The 17,726-nt window shown below is 66.6% G+C and carries 13 protein-coding genes; 9 read left to right on the top strand and 4 right to left on the bottom strand.

The features are described 5' to 3' along the window. Positions 1–182: 182 nt before the first annotated feature. Entirely contained in the window at positions 183–923 is a 741-nt protein-coding gene (locus tag ACWDX9_RS17145; protein ID WP_449954563.1) for an AfsR/SARP family transcriptional regulator, read from the bottom strand. A 164-nt stretch (positions 924–1,087) separates the two neighbouring features. On the opposite strand from ACWDX9_RS17145, the gene ACWDX9_RS17140 reads away from it, so the two are divergent. The 9 genes from ACWDX9_RS17140 (at position 1,088) to ACWDX9_RS17100 (ending at position 13,124) form a co-directional block, all read left to right on the top strand. Further along, positions 1,088–3,946, top strand: coding sequence for a tetratricopeptide repeat protein (locus tag ACWDX9_RS17140; protein ID WP_449954560.1), 2,859 nt, complete (start codon positions 1,088–1,090; stop codon positions 3,944–3,946). Beyond that, positions 3,943–4,254, top strand: coding sequence for a hypothetical protein (locus tag ACWDX9_RS17135; RefSeq protein ID WP_449954557.1), 312 nt, complete (start codon positions 3,943–3,945; stop codon positions 4,252–4,254). Before ACWDX9_RS17140 ends, ACWDX9_RS17135 begins: the two co-directional genes overlap by 4 nt. Positions 4,255–4,330: 76 nt before the next feature. Then, positions 4,331–5,350, top strand: coding sequence for an aKG-HExxH-type peptide beta-hydroxylase (locus ACWDX9_RS17130; protein WP_449954555.1), 1,020 nt, complete (start codon positions 4,331–4,333; stop codon positions 5,348–5,350). Positions 5,351–5,397: 47 nt separating this feature from the next. Then, entirely contained in the window at positions 5,398–6,507 is a 1,110-nt protein-coding gene (locus ACWDX9_RS17125) for a ThiF family adenylyltransferase (RefSeq protein ID WP_449954553.1), read from the top strand. A gap of 4 nt (positions 6,508–6,511) precedes the next feature. Next, positions 6,512–7,714, top strand: coding sequence for a YcaO-like family protein (locus tag ACWDX9_RS17120; RefSeq protein WP_449954549.1), 1,203 nt, complete (start codon positions 6,512–6,514; stop codon positions 7,712–7,714). Positions 7,715–7,726: 12 nt separating this feature from the next. Further along, positions 7,727–8,728, top strand: a complete 1,002-nt coding sequence (locus ACWDX9_RS17115; RefSeq protein WP_449954547.1) for an aspartyl/asparaginyl beta-hydroxylase domain-containing protein — start codon at positions 7,727–7,729, stop codon at positions 8,726–8,728. Positions 8,729–8,743: 15 nt separating this feature from the next. Further along, positions 8,744–10,642, top strand: coding sequence for a prolyl oligopeptidase family serine peptidase (locus ACWDX9_RS17110; protein ID WP_449954545.1), 1,899 nt, complete (start codon positions 8,744–8,746; stop codon positions 10,640–10,642). Beyond that, complete coding sequence (locus tag ACWDX9_RS17105) at positions 10,642–11,871, top strand: cytochrome P450 (RefSeq protein WP_449954542.1); 1,230 nt, start codon at positions 10,642–10,644, stop codon at positions 11,869–11,871. The genes ACWDX9_RS17110 and ACWDX9_RS17105 overlap by 1 nt, the downstream gene beginning before the upstream one ends. Positions 11,872–11,882: 11 nt before the next feature. After that, positions 11,883–13,124, top strand: coding sequence for an MFS transporter (locus tag ACWDX9_RS17100; protein ID WP_449954539.1), 1,242 nt, complete (start codon positions 11,883–11,885; stop codon positions 13,122–13,124). A 48-nt stretch (positions 13,125–13,172) separates the two neighbouring features. Here ACWDX9_RS17100 and ACWDX9_RS17095 read toward each other — a convergent pair whose 3' ends face one another. The 3 genes from ACWDX9_RS17095 to ACWDX9_RS17085 form a co-directional block, all read right to left on the bottom strand. Beyond that, on the bottom strand, positions 13,173–14,096 hold the full coding sequence (locus tag ACWDX9_RS17095; protein ID WP_449954536.1) for a MarR family transcriptional regulator: 924 nt from the start codon (positions 14,094–14,096) through the stop codon (positions 13,173–13,175). A 162-nt stretch (positions 14,097–14,258) separates the two neighbouring features. Next, positions 14,259–14,684: a roadblock/LC7 domain-containing protein gene (locus ACWDX9_RS17090; protein WP_449954534.1), complete on the bottom strand. Its 426-nt coding sequence runs from the start codon at positions 14,682–14,684 to the stop codon at positions 14,259–14,261. Beyond that, positions 14,681–17,431 (bottom strand): sensor histidine kinase, encoded by a 2,751-nt coding sequence (locus ACWDX9_RS17085; protein WP_449954531.1) that lies wholly within the window; start codon positions 17,429–17,431, stop codon positions 14,681–14,683. The genes ACWDX9_RS17090 and ACWDX9_RS17085 overlap by 4 nt, the downstream gene beginning before the upstream one ends. Positions 17,432–17,726 lie beyond the last annotated feature (295 nt).

The following is a 17,726-nucleotide window of genomic DNA, read 5'->3' as shown; positions in this document are numbered from 1 at the left end:
TGACGGAACGCATATGAGAGGCGCCGGACCCGCCAGAGGATTCACCCGCCACGCGCGTCATCGATGGTGCGGGCTCGTGCCGGGGTGGCTGCGCCGACGGCAGCACGACGGGGAGATCAGCGACGCGCCATCACCGGAGCTGAAGCGGACGAAGCAGGCGGGGCGCCGGTGGGTGCGCACTCTCACCGCTGGAGATTGGTGACGGGCCACTGAACCGCGGAGTCGAGGGCAGGATCAGCTGCGAGGATTCTCCGATGGAGTTCCTGTACAGCCCTGCCCGGCTCCAGGCCCAGCTCGTTGATCAGCGTTGCCCGTAGGCCGGCGTACACGGACAAGGCCTCAACCTGGCGTCCCGACCGGTACAGGGCGAGCATGAGCAGCGCATGCAGCGGTTCCCGCAGAGGGTGGGCGGCAGTGAGTTCGCGGAGCACGGGGATCACCACCGTCTGCCGGCCGAGTTCGACATCGGCCTCAAGCGTGGCCTGGACGGCGAGTAGACGCGCCTCCTCCAGCCGGTTGGCATGCGCCTGGACCAGTGGGCCCGCAGGCACATCGACGAGCGCGGGTCCGCGCCAGAGAGACAGTGCGGCACCCAGCCGCTTGTGGGCCAGCTCCGGGTCATGGGCTCGAAGTGCCGTCTGACCGTCGGCGAGCAGCCGCTCAAAGCGGGCGGCGTCAGTCGCATGCGGGGTTTCGCGCAGTTCGTAGCCACCCCCTTGGGTGATCAGGTATTCGCCGAGGACACGGCGCAACCGCCAGATGTATCCCTGCAGCGTCTTACGAGCGAACTTGGGTTCGGAGCCCTGCCAGAGCTCCTCGATGATCCGGTCGGCCGGGACCGGACGGCCGAAGTTGATCGCGAGGACGGCGAGGACGGCACGGTGCTTGGGCGCGGGAATCGAGATCACACCTGCGCCGCTCACGACCTGGAGTGGGCCGAGCAGACCGAGCTGGGGTCCGCGGGGCGTCAAGGGCACGGGCACCTCCTGAACTAGGACAGGCCGAATCCGTGTTATTGGACGGCGCCAATGTTGATCTAGACTGCCATGCCAGACTTGCGTGGGGCTTGCGCGCTCAAGGGGGCAGCGTGGAATTCCGCATCCTCGGGGCTCTGGAACTCTGGCGCGAGGGCCTCCAGGTGCCGCTGACCGCGCCGAAGCAGCGTGCGCTACTGGCGATCCTGCTGATCAAGGCGGGACGAACCGTTCCCGTCGAACGCCTGGTCGACGAGCTGTGGGGGACGGTACCGCCGCCGAGTGTGGAAAGCACCCTGCACTCGCTGATTTCTCGGCTGCGCGCGAAGGGCGTCACCCGGCTGGTCCGGGAGCCGGGCGGCTATCGACTGGGGCTCGAGGACGCCACGCTGGACGCCTGGACCTTCGAGCAGTTTGCCGTCCAGGCACGGGAACTGGCGCAGGCCGGCGACCTGGAGCAGGCCGTCCAACGCCTCCAGGAGGCCCTGGGCCTGTGGCGGGCAGGAGCGCTCGCGGACGTGCCCGAGTCATCGCTGGTCGCGGCAGAGCGGATCCGGCTCGACGGACTTCGACTGGTCGTCTTCGAGGAGTACGCCGACACGCTGGCCAAGCTCGGCCGGCACGCCATCGTCGCCGGAGATCTTCGCGGGATGCTGGCGGAACACCCGCTGCGCGAGTCCCTATGGAGCAGGCTGATCGACGCCCTTGACCGCTCGGGGCAGCCCAGGGAGGCGCTGGCCGCCTACGACGAAGCGCGCAGGGTGTTCGCCGAGGAACTCGGCCTGGATCCCGGACCGGAGCTGCGCCGCTTGCAGACCAGGATCCTCCAGCGGGAAGAGGCTCGTCAGAAGTGTGCCGATCCGCCCGTACCGCAGCAGCTTCCGCCCGACCTGGTCAACTTCACCGGGCGGGGTACCGCTCTGCGAGAACTTACCGAACTGGCCGAGACCAGCCTGGCGGCGGTGGCCGTAGTCAGCGGCATGCCCGGCGTCGGCAAATCCGCCTTCGCGGTGCACTGGGCTCACCGGATGGCCGAGCGCTTCCCCGACGGGCAGCTCTTCATCGACCTGCGTGGACACCGGCCGCACGAGGCGATCACCTCCCGGGAGGCGCTGGATCGGTTCGTCCGTGCCCTGGGCATGCCCCCGGAACAGGTCCCCACGAGGGAAGCCGAACTGGCCGCCGCCTATCGGCGGTTGCTGACCGGCCGACGGGTGCTGGTGCTGCTGGACAACGCGGCCAACTCCGCCCAGGTCCTGCCGCTGCTGCCAAGCACCGAGGGGTGCCTGGCGCTGGTCACCAGCCGGTGCCTCATGTCAGGCCTGGCCTTGCACAACGTGACGCGCCCCATCGACCTTGAGATCATGACCACCCCTGAAGCGGTCGCTCTGCTGTCCGCTGTCATCGGGCGCCGCTCCGAGAACGAGCCGGTCGCCGTGGCGGAACTCGCCCGCCAGTGCGGACACCTGCCGCTTGCCCTACGGATCGCCGCCGCCCACCTGGGCGGCCACCCCCATCGCCGGATCGCCACGTACGTGGCCGACCTCTCTGACCGCGGGAGACTGAGTGCGCTGCGCCTCGCCGATACCCCGTCCATGGCCGTCCGAGCCGCTTTCGATCTGTCCTACCAGGCTCTGGCCGAGGCCGACCGGATCGCCTTCCGCCGCCTGGGCCTGATCCCCGGTGGCGGCGGCTGCACCGCCCAGGCACTGGCCGCGATGCTCGACGTCTCTCCTGCCCAGGCTCGCTCCCACCTGGACGCGCTACGGACCGGGAGCCTGATTCACGCCCGCCGCAGCGGGCTGTCCGAGGAGCGCTACCACGTCCATGATCTCCTTCTCGACTATGCTCGCCACCGAGCCGAGATCGAGGACGACGAGGCGGTCCGCGAGGAAACCGTGCGTCGGTTGCTGGAGTGGTACCACACCATCGACGACCCGCTCATGCTGCAGGATGAGTACGAAAACGTGTTGGCCGCCACTCGTCACGCCGCCGAACGCGACCTGGATGCTGCCTGGAGCCTACCCACGGCACTGGCCCCGCTGCTGCGATTACGTCACTGCCTGACCGGCACCTCGGAGCTGCACACCCTGGCCACGACCGCCGCCGAGCGGGCCGGCAGGCGGCTGGAGGCCGCTGTGGCCCACAACAATCTCGGCGAAGCCCTGGAGCACCTGGGCCGCTACCCTGAAGCCCTGGCCGAGCACCGCAGAGCGTTGGAGATCTACCGGCGCCTCGGAGACTTGCACGGGATGGGCACCGCGCTGCGCAGCGTCGGCGCCGTTTGCTGGCTGCTCGGCCGGTATGGCGAAGCCCTCACCGAGCTGGGCGAGGCACGGCGCATCCTTGAGGAAACGGGCGACGATGATGCCGTGGGACGGACGCTGAACCTGCTCGGCATCGTGCTGCGGCACTTGGGCCACCTTGAGGAGGCCGTCGCCCACTACGAGGACGCGCTGGCCATCCACCGGCGTACGAACGACCTTCACGGCGAGGCCAACACGCTCAACAACCTGGGTGTTGTGGCCGAGAAACGCGGCCGCTACGCCGAGGCGCTGGGACTCTACCGGAAGGCGCTCGCCCTGCGCCGATCCACGGGCAGCCGCAGGGGCGAAGCTCGCGCCCTGAACAATATCGGCCTGATCGTGACGAAGCTCGGCCGGCGCGAATCCGCGCTCGGGTACCTCCTGCGCGCTCTGGCCATCCATCGGGAGACCGGCGACGCAAGAGGCGAGGGCCAGGTGACCAATGACCTGGCCTGCCTCTTCCACAAGCTCGGACGGGAGGAGGAGGCGCTCGCGCATTTCGCCATGGCGCTGCGCATCCGATCCGACATCGGCGATCGCAGAGGGCTCGCCGAGACCCACAAGGACCTCGGCGAGGCCCACACGGACCTGGGCGACACCGCCACCGCCGACCATCATCTGGCCACCGCCGAACAGATCTTCAAGGAGCTCGGTGTGAACCCGTGACCTGGGATTCCCAGGAATCCACGGTCGCGATGAGCCAGGCCGCGGCGGGAACCTTTCCCAAGATCCCCCGTGGCGCAATGGGGTGCGCACGGCCGATCCGCGACATGGAACAGGCGGAAGAGATCGCCACCACACCGGCCCCACACCCGAGCCTCCTAAATTCGAATTACTACCGCGACGAGAAAGGAGTGCGCATGACACCGCCCACCGCAATCCAGGAGACCGCCGCCAGTGACGATCTCGTTGTCGAGCAGGTAAGCGACGAACTGCTTCCCGAGTTCGCGCTGCTGGTGCACGTCGAGTACTGATTCATGATGCGTGGAGCAGGAGTGCGTGACGCACTTCTGCTCCACGCGTCGAACTTCCATAAACGGAGGTAGGAGCGTGCGCCGGATCTGGCCGGACAGTCATGGCTTCGCCCGGGACGAAAGGCACCTCGAACAACTTCTCCGCCGACGGATTCCACTCGCCGAGCCGGACGGCCCAGCCGGTGAGGGCGACAAGGATGCCGATCTTGAAAGCCTGCCGGCGGAGATGTCGGACATTTCCCCACTCGGACACCCTGCCATTTTCTCGGCCGTGTCAGAAGCACGCGTCCAACCGAGCCGGCCCGTGTGGGACATCGCATTCGAGGCTGTTTCGAAGGCCCGGACGAGTGCTTCAAGAATGGTGTCCATCGGGCCCGAATGGAACGTGGACCTGCCGCCCGGCGAGGATTACCTGAATGCCTGTGTGGTCCGGGCGGCCGAACATCTGCCTGATAGATTTCGGTCGGAGTCCCGGTCGGCCCTTCAGGTCGTCGATTGGCGTGACGATCAGGTGGAGGTGATCCGCCGGAGCGTGCGGGCGCTGTATCGGGCGTGGCCGGAGATGACGGCGGAGCTCCGGACAGGAGTGAAACAAATCGTGATGGTCGGCGGCCGAGGAATAGTCGGTTTTACCGACTTCGCTGCGCACGGCGCGATTTTCGTCGGCGAGCGGCGGCTGCGCGAGGCCGATGGGCTACCCGTCCATCTACGCCTGGCGGAATCGCTGGTCCACGAGGGCACGCACACCAGATGCAACTCCGCGGCCGTCGCGGAGCCGTTCTTCACCGGCCAGGGTTCGCAAAATCCAGACACTCTGGTGGAGACGCCCCTCCGGGCGGACCCCAGGCCGATCTCCGGCCTCTTTCAGCAACTGGTCGTATTGGTCCGTTGCGGTGTCCTCTACGAGCGACTTGTCGGCCAATGCGATGCTGACACCGCCGATCGATGTCGGATGGAGGCACGGACGCTATTCGGGCAGGCGTCTGACGCGGCGCGAACGCTGCGCGCTCACGAATCCCTGCTCTCCATGTCCGGCCGCGAGATCGTATACGACGCCGTCCGCATTCTGGAAGGTAGTGGTGTGTCATGCAGCTAGCGTCCGACGTTCACGTGGCGTTGAAGAGATCCGTACATGTCATACCGATGTCCACGCCACCCGGCTATGAAAAGAAGGGCACGGGCGAGGTCGTGTCCGTTGCATTGATGCAGGAGAATCACCAGCCGGTCCTGTTGCGGAGCGACCGCCATCCTCTCCTGTCCGCGCTGGAGCGACTGCAGGCCGGCACAACCGTCGGCGAACTCGCAGCCGACTACTTCGCGGGCAGCGATACCGACGCGATGGAACTGCTGTCCACATTGCTGGACAAAGGATGTCTCATGCGTCCCGTACCGTCAGCGGCTTTGCCGCCCCAGACCGTGCGTGAGCGCTTTGATCGGCTCTTGGCCTATTTCGCGGAATTTGAAACCGCGGAGACGAACCGGTACGACTATCTGCGCCGTGTCCAGGAATCTCATGTGGTCTTCCTCGGCCTCGGCAGCATGACCAGTTGGATCCTCAGCCATCTTGTGGCCTCCGGCGTGGGCCGGATCACCGGAGTCGATCCCGATCGCGTGGAACCGTCGAACTTGGCTCGCCAGGCGTTCTACCGGGAATCAGATGTCGGCACCGTCAAAGTCACCGCGACGTCCGGCATCGTCCATAGCCTCAACTCCACTACACGCTTCGACGGGATCGAGGCGCAGCTGAGATCCGCGACCGACGCGTTCGAGATCCTCGGCAGGCTGGACCGTCCCGATCTCGTCATTCTCACCGCGGACCAGCCGCTGTGGGTGATCGCCGAATGGGCGGCCCACGCGTGCAACCTTCTGGACCTGCCACTCCTGCGGGTGAACGTCCGCTCGGTGGGGCCGTTCAAGAATGGCGCCGGCACCGCCTGTCCCGCCTGTGAACTGGGCAGGCTTCGCCAATCGCCAGGCGCGGAGGCGATATTGTCGTACCGATCCTCAAGCTCTTACCGAAGCGCGTTCAACAGCGCGACGATCAGTACGGAAATCGCCGTTCAGGCCTCCATCGCCGCGCATGAGGCGGTCGGGCATCTGACCGGCGCATGGGCCCCACTGTCGATCAACGCATCGCTTCAGGTCACCCCACCACCGGCCTTGCATGCGGAGCGGCGTGCGGTGATGCCGAACGCCGATTGCTCAGCCTGTGGAACTTCCGCGCGGGCCCGGGACGGGGCCGCGCCGAGGTGATGAAGTGACGTCCGTACCGGCAATCAGCGATGTCAATGTGGTGCAGCCGTACCCTGCGGTCCCTTTCTACATCGGGCGAGTCGCGGCTCGCTCGCCTGCGTTCAAAGCGACGTCAGCCACCGGCGGGCTTGGCGTCGTGGTGGGAAGCGCCGCCGGATGTGATCCCGCTGAGGTACGGGTGCGAGCACGGGCGGAGTTGATCGAGCGGGTCAGCAATATCCTGGCGGCACGGCGAGCGGAGCGCGCCGCCGAGTGTCTCGGTTCGTACAGCGACCTTCGGCGGCGCGGTCTGCCCGTGGTCGATCCGGCGATGTGGTCGGCAACGGTGGGAACTTCACCTGAAGAGTTACGAGCCATGCCCATGATGTGGGTTCACGGCCGCCGGGTGAACAGCGGTCCCGATGACGTGCTGGTACCGGCGAGTGCCGTCTTCCTCCATCACACCCCGCCTGAGGGCTGCAATCTCATGGTGCGCGCCACATCCACCGGACTTGCCGCCGGCCGCGATCAGATGCACGCGTTCAATCACGCTCTGACCGAGATCATCGAACGGGACCTTCTCTTCCGGTCGTGGTACTGGGGAGCACCGGCACCGCAACCCGCAGACGCCGGTGCGGCCTCCGCGCGACTGCTGGAGATCCTCGATGATCTCGGACTCAAGGCATCCGTCTTTCACATTGCCGGGGAAAAAGGCGTGACCTGCGTCGTCGCCGCCGTACACACTCCGGACGAGACGCAGCAGGCGTTCGGCGCACGATGTGCCTCGACCGGTTCCCCAGAACTCGTGGCGGCGACCGATACGGCGATCTGCGAAGCGCTCATGGTCCACTGGAGCATGTCCACAGCGGTCGCTCGACGGGCGTGGGTCGAGTACCAGGACATGAAGGCGCACAATCCCGGGGCGGCCTGGCCGCGTAACCCTCTCGAACATGCGGCACTCGCGTTCCACTCGTCAACGGCGCTGCGGGAGTTGCGGCGACGCTCGAAGCCCGGTGCCGAATCCATCCGGCCCTCCTCGACGGCGCCGACCTGCGATGACTTCGGGAACGCGGAGACGATCTTCTGCGACACCGCCGTTCTCCTCACCGGTGGTGAACCGCTGGCCGTCATCCGGGTGCTCGTTCCCAGTGCTTTCGATCTCACGTCCGCCCATCACGCCCCCGACAAGCCGCTGGGCCTGGAGATTCAACCGCATCCCTTCGGATGAACAAGGAGCGCCGTGACTCAGATCAGCCACTTCGACTCAACCGCGGCCGGCGGGCCACCACCGATGGCGCGGCTTGGGCTCCAGTTCGACGCTGAACGGCTCCAGGAGGAGCTGGAGTGTCTGCGTGGCACCTCGTGGTTGCCGGAGCGGCCGTTCGTGGCCTCCGGCTTTTCCGAACCAATCACGCCGAAGTGGCGCGCGTTGCCGCTGCGCAGTCAGGGCGGCGACCCCACCCGGACGGATCCGGGAGGGCCGGGCACCGCCGAGTTCGCGGACACCGAATTTCTCCGCCAGGCTCCGTATCTTGCGGAAGTGCTCGCGTCGCTTCCGTGCGAGCTTCGCAGCGCACGACTGCTGTCCCTCGCTGAGGGGGGCTCCGTGGCCGAACACGTCGATGCCCATCACGGATTCAAGTACGGCCAGGTCAGACTACACGTACCGATCACGACCAACCCCGAGGCGCTGCTGTTCATCGAAGGGCAGGCCTACCACTGGGAGGTCGGCCAGCTCTGGTACGGCGACTTCGGCCGACCGCACGCTCTCCGCAACGACGGTGCGACTGAGCGGGTCCATCTCGTCATCGACTGCCTGGTGAGCCCTCAGCTCCTCCAACTGTTTCCAGCCGACTTCCGCGCCACCATGGACGAGGGAGAGATTCTTCACAACCGCCGGCCGTACGCCGGCGACGTTGCCCGGCTGCGGAACCACCAATGCCAGTTCGACGTTCCGGCGGCAATCCTGCGCTCGGGCGCGGACAAGGCGGCAGCAATGACTGAGAACCGACCCGCCACCGTCCAGTTACACGAGGACCGGCTAATGCTCACCATCGGTGACTCGGTCAGATTCGCCCTGACGCATCTGGGCGCCGACGAGTTCCGGTTCGCCGGTTGGACCGAAGAACGTACGGTGCGGTTCTCTCATGAGGCGCACGGCGTCGATGCTGTGATCTTCAGGATCAGACACGGAAACCGAGCGCGTGACCTCCGCTGTCCCGCTCGTCCCCTGCCACGCTGAAAAGAACGGCCGCACATGATCGAGAGTATCGATGGGCGGGTGGATCCATACGCGCGGTTTGACCACTCGCGCGTGTCGTACGAGCGCTTCGCGGACATCGCGTACCGACGCAGCTTCACCTGGACGTCCGATGCCAAGTCCGTCTGCTTCATTTCCAACGAGCGGGTCCAGCCCAATATCTGGCGTCTCGACGTCGAGGAGCACATGCGATGTGCAGTCACTGCCTTCGCGGACGTAGCCGTACGAGATTTCTGGCTCTCGGACGTGCGTCCGCTCGCCGTCGCGCAAACCGATGCAGGTTCGGAGCGGCCGAGCCTGCATCTCGTCGACATTGACCAAGCGACAACGCGGCCGTTGAGCATTCCTTCGTCCATCCGGCTCCTGAGCTGTGGCACGGCCGGATTCCGGCCCGGGACGACCCAACTGTGCCTGTGCGTTGGATCACCGGGAGCAACCGGATCGCAAATCTGCCTGCTGGAGGTCGACACCGGTCGGCTGGAAACGCTGTGGAGCGGTGGCGGTGTCCTGGTCCCGGTGGCGTTCTCCGTCGATGGTGGCTCGGTGGTCCTCCGAGGCGCGTCATCCAACATGAGCAGCAATCTCTATCGTCTGGACGCGTCCGGTGCGCTCACCGCCTTGACCTCGACAGGCGGGCAATCCTCCTTTCGGGTGGTAGGCCGCACAGTCCCGGTCTCGAAGATTCCGGTGATCACCGACCATGGTGCTGATCGTCCGTACCTCGCGGAGATCAACCCGGACACGCGCGAAGTGTCGACAATTCTCCGAGCACCAGCCGACGTCGAGTCCGCCGTACAACTCCGCGACGGCACGTATGTCTGTGGGCTCAACGATCGCGGACTCTCCAGAATTGTCGCGATCACGCCAGCCGGCGATCAGATCGCCTGTGCTGCCCCACCAGGCGTCATCACCGAGTTGGCTGTGTCAGCATGCCCGGACACGGCTCAGCAGCTTGTCATCGGCCTGGCCACGCCGGCTCACCCTCCAGATCTGCTGGTGGCGGAGGTGTCCGGCGCGGCCGACGCCGGAGGCATGGGGTGGCGGACACTGGCGACAGGACGTTTGTCCGCGGAACCGGCGCCGGCGGTCTGGCCCGAGATCTGCGAACTGGGTGGCGTGCCATGCCTGTTCTACCGGCCTCGTGGGCACGCCCGGTCATTTCCTGTCGTGTTGTCGCTCCATGGCGGACCCGAGGCCCAAGAGCGGCCTGACTTCGCTTACAACGGCATGTACCAGGCCCTGCTTCATCGGGGCATCGGGGTCGTGGCACCCAATGTCAGCGGTTCGACCGGCTACGGGCGGTCATACCAGTCCCGGGTCTACGGCGACTGGGGAGGACAGGACCTGGACGACCTGACCAGCGTCCTGCATGCACTGGACGACCTTGACGGGTGTTCCGGCACGCTGCGGGCAGCGTACGGGGTCTCTTACGGCGGCTTTCTGGCGCTGTCCCTGATCAGCCGCATGCGGCGGGATCGCCTGGTCGCCGTGGCGGCCATCAACGCCCCCTCCCATCTGCCGACGCTCAGAGAGGATCTTCCAGCACCATGGCGCCCCTTCGCCGACACCTGGATGGGATCTCCTGCTGACGACGACGGGCTGGCCCGGCGTAGCCCACTGAACATGCTCGACAGCCGGACACCGCCTCTCCTTCTTGTTCACGGAAAGCTGGATCCCCGTGTGCCGCTGCGGCAGTCACAACGGTTGACGGAACGGGCGGACGAACTGGGGATCGACGCCCAGCTCATCGTGGTGGACGGCGGCCACGGATTCACCCGTAACGAAGATTGGAAGAGGACGTTCGGGCTGGTGACCGATTTCCTGACGGCAGCCCTTGCCGACGCCGAATCCATTGATCAGTCGCACGTGGCCACACGCAAGAAAGGGGATGCGTAATGGCGCTTTCGACCAGCCAGACCTCGGTGGAGACGCTCCTTGCCGACCTCCTCATCGGCGAGGGAGGCAGAACGGATCCCCATTCGTTGTGTACGAAGATCCGTGAACTGGGACCGGTGCATTCGACGAAGTACGGGCTCTGGTTCACGACTACTTACCAGGAGACCCGGACAGCACTGCGTGATGCGCGCTTCACCCGCGGCGACGTCAACGCCAGGGTGGAGCGCGATCCGCGGTTAAAGGGATCCCTGCTGTTCGAATGGGAGAAGACCGTACTGCCGTTCATCGATCCTCCGGACCACACGCGGCTTCGCCGGCTGATGGGCAGCGCGCTGACCGTGCAGTACATGATGAGTCAGGCACCGAAGGCTCGGGAGTTCGCCGCCCGCGTCCTGAGGCGAGCGGAGGCCGACGGCGCGGTTGACCTTGTCCGGGACCTGGCCGAGCCGTTGCCTTTCTGGCTCACCGCGGAGATGCTGGCGATACCGGAGAATGACCGGCCCGCGATACACCGCTGGACCGCCATACGGGCGGAGTCCCTGCAGCGGATGACCGCTGCCACTCCTCTGGAGCCGACGAACCAGGCGCTGCAGGAGAGCCACGAGTACTTGCTCCGGCTTATCGCGGCACGCCGTCGGGAGCTGTCGGACGATCTCCTCAGCAGACTCATCACCGCGGAGGTGGATGGGGAGCACCTGAGCGACTTCGAGATCGCCGCGAATATCAACCAGCTCTTCAGCGCGGGTCTGGACACTGTCAAGTACCTGATCGGCAACGCGTTCCATGCGCTGCTCACCGATCCGGCCGAGCTCAACCGGCTCCGCGGTGCGCCCGAACTGGGGAGGAACGCTGTGGAAGAGACGCTGCGGTACGAAGGTGGCATGGTCATCGCCCCGGCAAGAATGCTGGCCGAGGACGTCAGGTTGGGTGGCAGGGACATCCCGTCCGGCAGCTATGTCTGTCCCATCCTGCTCAGCGGCAACCGAGATCCGCAACGGCACGACGATCCCGACCGTTTCCGGATCGACCGGCCCAATCCGCAGCCGCTCACCTTCGGCGGCGGGATTCACCGGTGCCTTGGAGCCGCCTTGGCCAGGGTCCAGGCGACAGAATGTCTCATTGCCTTCGCCGGCATGTCCGCACGCGTCGAACTGGTGCCGGAGCGATGTGTCTTCTCCACCGATATCGGTCGCCGCGGTCCCGATCGCCTGCCTGTCGTACTGGCGTAGCTGTGGCGAGCATGGCGGAGAAGGAAACGGCATCTCACACGCGCGCCAAGCACCACGCCAGACTGGACGTCTTCAGGAACGTCAACTTCCGGCTGCTCTGGCTGGGCCAAACGGTCTCGTCCATCGGCGACCAGATGTTTCCGGTCGCGGTCGCGATCGCTGTCCTGAACCAGGGCGGCAGCGCTACCGATCTCGGTCTGGTGTTGGCGGCTCGGACGCTGGCGCTGGTCCTGTTCGTCCTGGTCGGTGGAGTCTGGGCGGACCGGCTACCCCGACGCCTGCAGATGCTCGCGGCGGACGCCCTCCGTGCCGTGGCGGTCTCATGCCTGGCGGCAGCAGTCATCATCACGGATGTGAGCGTCTGGCTACTGGCGGCCATGGTCTTCCTCATCGGAATCGGTGAGGCTTTCTTCCGGCCCGCACAGGGTGCCTTGCTGCCCAGTATCGTGCCCGCCGAAAGCCGAGCCGCCGGCAACGCGATGATGAGCGTGTCGCTACGCGCAGCCGCCATAGCCGGCCCTGCGGCCGCTGGGGTGCTGGTACTCAGCGTAGGAGTAGTTGGCACGCTCCTGATCGACGCCGCGACATTCGGCTGGAGCATGATCATGCTCTGGTGGATACGGGAACCGCCCTACAAGCGGCCGCCACGCAACTCGATGCTCACTGACATTCGGGATGGCTTCAAGGAGGTGTGGACCCGCCCCTGGATCAAGGCGCTGCTGCTTTTGTCCATGGTCCAACTCGCCCTGGTCACAGCGCCGAGTACGGTGCTTCTTCCGATCGTCGGCAGGCAAAGCTTCGGCTCGGACACCGTGTTCAGCCTGTCACTGGCCGCGCTGGCGGTCGGCGGGCTCGCCGGTGCTTTCGCCGCCGCAGTCTGGAGCCCTCCGCGACCCGGTGTCAGCGCGATGCTGCTGCTTACTTTGGGCACGGCAGTGCCGCTCGCGCTGATGTTTCCGTTTGCGGCCTGGACGGTGGTGCTTGCCCACTTCCTCGGCGGCTTCGCCGTCGAACCTTTCATCGTCTTTTGGTACACGGCTCTACAGAAGTCGATACCAGAAGACAAGGTGGCACGAGTGCTGTCGCTGGACTGGTTGGCGACCGTTGCGTTACTGCCATTGGCACTTGCTCTCGTGGGACCGGTGGTCGCTCTGGCAGGGAGCACGCTGGTGCTTGCCTGCGCACTGGCCGCCAGTCTTCTGCCGCCGCTGCTGGTGCTGCTCGTACCAGGAGTCGCACGTCTCAGCGACTGACACAGATGCTTCGATCACCATGAGCCCTTTAACGCTGTCGATCCGAGGTCAGGAGGTGAAGAGATCGAGAAGGGCCGTGCCGCGCCTGGTCAGGTGGACGTAGATCTCCCTGCCGTCGCGCCGCCGGGTGACCAGCCCCGCCGATTCGAGGCGCTTGCAGTGGTAGGTGATCACGCTGGGGTGGCATTTGATGCGCCTGGCCAGAACGCCCATCGACATCGGCTGGTCGACGCTGGCCAGGATGGTCGCCCGTGCGTCGCCGAAGAGGAACTGGAGCTGCTCCTCGGTGTCCTTCGGCCTGGGCACCGTCAGGTACGGCGGGGGATAGCCGATCCAGGCGGCGTCCGGGCCGTCGAAGCGGACGATGAGCGCGCTCGGCCCGGCGAGCATGGGGATCAGCACCAGGCCCCTGGAGCCGATGGAGAACTCGTCGGGGCCGTAGCCGGGGACGCTCAGCACGCCCTCCCCGAACGTGCAGTCGGCGTGCAGGTCATTGAGCACGACATCGAGTGCTCTTCGGGCGCCGGCCACGGCGATCCGCTCGACTTCGCGTTCGAACAGCGCGCGGGTCTGCTGCCATTCCGGATGCATGACCGACCACGCCTGCCCCAGCAGGTTGGCGAACCCGTGCAGCCAGCGGCGAGGGTGCTTCATCGCGGGCTGCCAGTGGGGCGGCGGTCGCCCGTCGGTAATGGAGTCCAGCTCGATTTGTAACGCGTCGGGCGGCAGATCGCGAATCATTTCGAGCTGCGTGGGAACGTCCAGATCTCGGCTGAAGTCTCCGGGGAACGCGACATCGGGAATGATGGTGTAGCCGGGGGCCGCGAGCGAATCCACCACCATTCCGTCGGGGGTCACCGCGGCAGAGCGCACCAGTTGCCGCCATCGTTCGGGGGCGCCCCTGTCCCGGCCCGCGAGCGCATCGCAGATCAGCGCGAGCATGGACAATCCGGGGACCATCGTCACGGTCACGGGTACCCGATCAAGTCGCTCAATGACCAGGCGCGTGCGCATTGGTAACTCTTCCTCTCGAGCTTCGGCCAATAGGAAGCAGCGATGCTATCCATGTCACGATGGCGGATACAGGCTGGCGGTCGGCTGGGTGATCGCCCGCGTCCTACTCCCTCGTCCGCATCACCTGATCTGGCTGGCGCGCAGATGTTCGCGTACGGCGGGAGTCAGCACCTGACCCGCACGGTCCGCCATGAGCGTCATGTGGTAGGCGACCAGCGCCGCGTCGCAGTCGGGCTCGGAGAGCACGGCCAGGCAAGCGCTTTCGCCGATCGACATGGTGGTCAGCATCATGCCGTTCCGCATCTCCACCATGCTCAGAACGACCCCACCGCCGTCGAGGGCGCAGGACGCGGCCACCGACAGGCCGACCAGCCCAGAGGTGATCGCGGCCAGCCGGCCGGCCCGGTCGACGGGGAAGCCCGAGGACGTCGCCAACGGCAGGCCATCGGCGGAGAAGAGAACGACGTGGACGACTCCTGGAACGATGCCGACGAATTCGCTGATCAGCCAGTCGACCTCGTACGCCATGTAGCTCACGTCGTTCATGCGCCCTGTCCTCTGTGCTTCGGGTCAGGGGCGGCCCTGCCCATGCTGATGTCGTCGCGAGCGGACCGGTACCCCTGCTGGAAGCTGGACAGGCGGCTGCGTACCCGGTCCGCCGAGACGGACGGCATCGGCGGGACATCTTGGGGCGAGGAGGCCATGGTCGCCGAGCCGGGCACCAGGTTGGCCTTGGGCACCCGCTTGGGCAGCCCGGTCGAGGTCTCGCCGTCCCGCACCGGCTCCACGGCGGCGGCTTTGGCGGCGTTCCATCCAGCGTCGGCCGCCCCCCAGCTGACTCCCTGCTCGAACCACGCCGACTCGATCGAGGCGTAGATCGGCAGATACTCGTCCGAGGCCGCTTTGGCGGCCGGGATGGGACCGGTGGACGCCGACGCCGTGTCGGGGAAGTCATAGCCGGACGGCCACTGCGGCGCGTCGTCCATGCCGCCGCGCAGGCCCAGGTTGGGACGCCTGGGGAAGATCGTGTCCTGGCTCGGCAGGTCGTGCGGTCTCCTCGGCGGCGCCCACGGGTCGGCGACGGCGTACGAGCCGGTGTCGGCGGGCGGCCGGCCTCCGGATCCCCCCGGCCTCTCGGACGGCGTGAGCCAGGCGCCGGACGGGTTGGACGGGTACGAAGGATGGGCCGGACCCATCTGGTACGAGCCCCACTGCGGCGGGGTGGGGACAGCCTCGGCGGAGCCGCCGGGATAGCTGGGCGCCTGCGCGGCGAGCATCCCCTCGGGCATGAGGATCATCGCGGTGAGCCCCCCGGATTCGTGCGGGCGCAGCTGCACCCGGACGCCGTGGCGGTGGGCCAGACGCGCGACCACGAACAGGCCCATGCGCCGCGACACCGACACGTCCACGGTGGGAGCGTCGATGAGGCGCTCGTTGGCCAGGGTGAGCTCGTCCGGGGTCATGCCGATGCCGGAGTCGGTGATCGACAGCATCATGCCGCCCCCGTCGATCCTGCTGCCCGACACCGTCACCTGGGTCTCCTGCGGCGAGAACGACAACGCGTTCTCCACCAGCTCGGCGAGCAGGTGGATGATGTCGTTGACGGCCTGGCCGGCCACGGCGACGCCGTCGGGCACCTGGAGGATGACCCGCTCGTAGTTCTCGACCTCCGACAGCGAGGCGCGCGCGACGTCGACCAGCTTGACGGGCTTGCTCCAGCGGCGGGGCGTCTCCTGGCCGGCGAGAACCAGCAGGTTCTCGCTGTTACGCCGCATACGGGTGGCGAGGTGGTCCAGCCTGAACAGGTTGCCGAGCCGCTGCTCGTCCTGCTCGCCCTGCTCCAGCCCGTCGATGAGGGTGATCTGCCGCTCCACCAGCGTCTGGCTGCGCCGCGACAGGTTCACGAACATCGCGTTGACATTGGCGCGCAGGCGGGCCTCCTCGCCCGCCAGCCGGACCGCCTCACGGTGGACCTCGTCGAAGGCCCGCGCCACTTCGCCGATCTCGTCCTTGGAGGAGATGGCGATCGGCGGCACGTGTATCGCCTTCGTGTCGACCTCGCTGTTGCGCAGCTGCCGCACGAGCTCGGGGAGCCGCTGGCTGGCGATCATGAGCGCGTCCCTGCGCAACCGCCTGAGCGGCCGGACGAGCGAGCGGGCCATGACCGCGGTGATGGCGAGGACCAGGAGCAGCAGCACGGCGAGGATGATGATGTTGAGCGTGGCCGCGGACCGGTCGCTGGACTGAATGTCGGCGCTTCGGGTGCCGACCTGCTCCAGCAACGCCCGCTGAACGGTGTGCAGCCGGTCGACGGTGTCGCTGATGGCGTTGAACCACAGGGTGACGTCGTTGGACGTCGAGGTGTCGAGCCGCCGCAGGGGCAGGCCGGCATTGGCGAGGAACACGGCCCTGTTGATGTAGAACTCGCCCCGGCCGACCTCCACGCTGGCGACCGTGTTGTCGTGGAACTGCCGCTGGGCCAGCGTGGCCACGGCGCGGAACGAGGCGCGTTCGCTCTCGCGGTTGGAGCGCGCGTCGAGGAAAGCCTTGCGCTCGGGCTCTTCGAACGAGCCTTTGACAAGCGCGATCGTCAGCAGGCCGCGCAGCTTGGCGGCCTCCTCCTCCGATCGGGCGACGGCTCGCATCGCGGCGCTGGTGGAGATCAGCTGCTCGTCCGTCGAGCCCTGCGCCACCTCGTCGTACAGCTGCAGCATCTCCGCGATGGCCTCGGAGTACTTCTCCATCGTCGGGAGCGGCGGCAGCTGCGCGTTCGGCCCGGACACGGTGGCGCGCAGCGAGGCGAGCTGGGTCAGCCTGGTGCGGACGACGGCCAGCTTCCTGCGACCGAGATCGGACAGCGAGTCGCCGACCTCCGCGGCCGTCGCGTTCGTACGCTGCACGCTGGAATCGACGATCCGCCGCTGGGCCGTGAGCCGCTCCAGCTGCGCCGATTCCCTGTCGGAGGCGACATAGTACGCGGAAAGGTCTCGCTCGAGTGCCATTTCGCGGGACAGCTCGCCGAGCTGCGCCACCAAGGAGCCCACATTGCTGATGCGCTGATTCTGCTCCGCGCTGCTGATCGATATGCCGACCCGCAGCGCGCCCAGGACCACGGCCACCAGGGTCGGAATGGCGATAAGCGTGATGAGGCGGGTTCGCACCCGCCAGTTCCGCAACGCCATCGGGTTCCCGTGAGCGGGAACCTGCTCCACCGACGCCTGCTCCGGTGACTTCTCGTCGGCCACGAACCGTTCCTGCAGAACGGGAACGCCGGCACGACCAACTTGGGTCATCTTTGTCCTTACCGATGGCAAGCGTCCCCCGGACGGCCTGCCTCGGGAGACTTCAGCCACGTCGCTGACTGAACGCGGGCAAGCTCCGGCGCCACTGACCGAGCACGGGCAAGCTCCGGCGCAATTCGACCACAAACCCCATTAGCTGGCCAACGCCAATCAAGGTACTAGATAAATCAACATTTGCACGTCTCTGCAAACATCACACACAGTAACTCGGCAGTTCGATCCCAGGAGCATCGGGTCATTCGGCGCCGCACCCACTGTTAGCGCTGGTGACGCAATTCATTTGCAG

The sequence above is a fragment of the Nonomuraea sp. NPDC003201 genome, from assembly GCF_053590415.1.
This window is presented reverse-complemented; position numbering and strand designations above follow the sequence as displayed.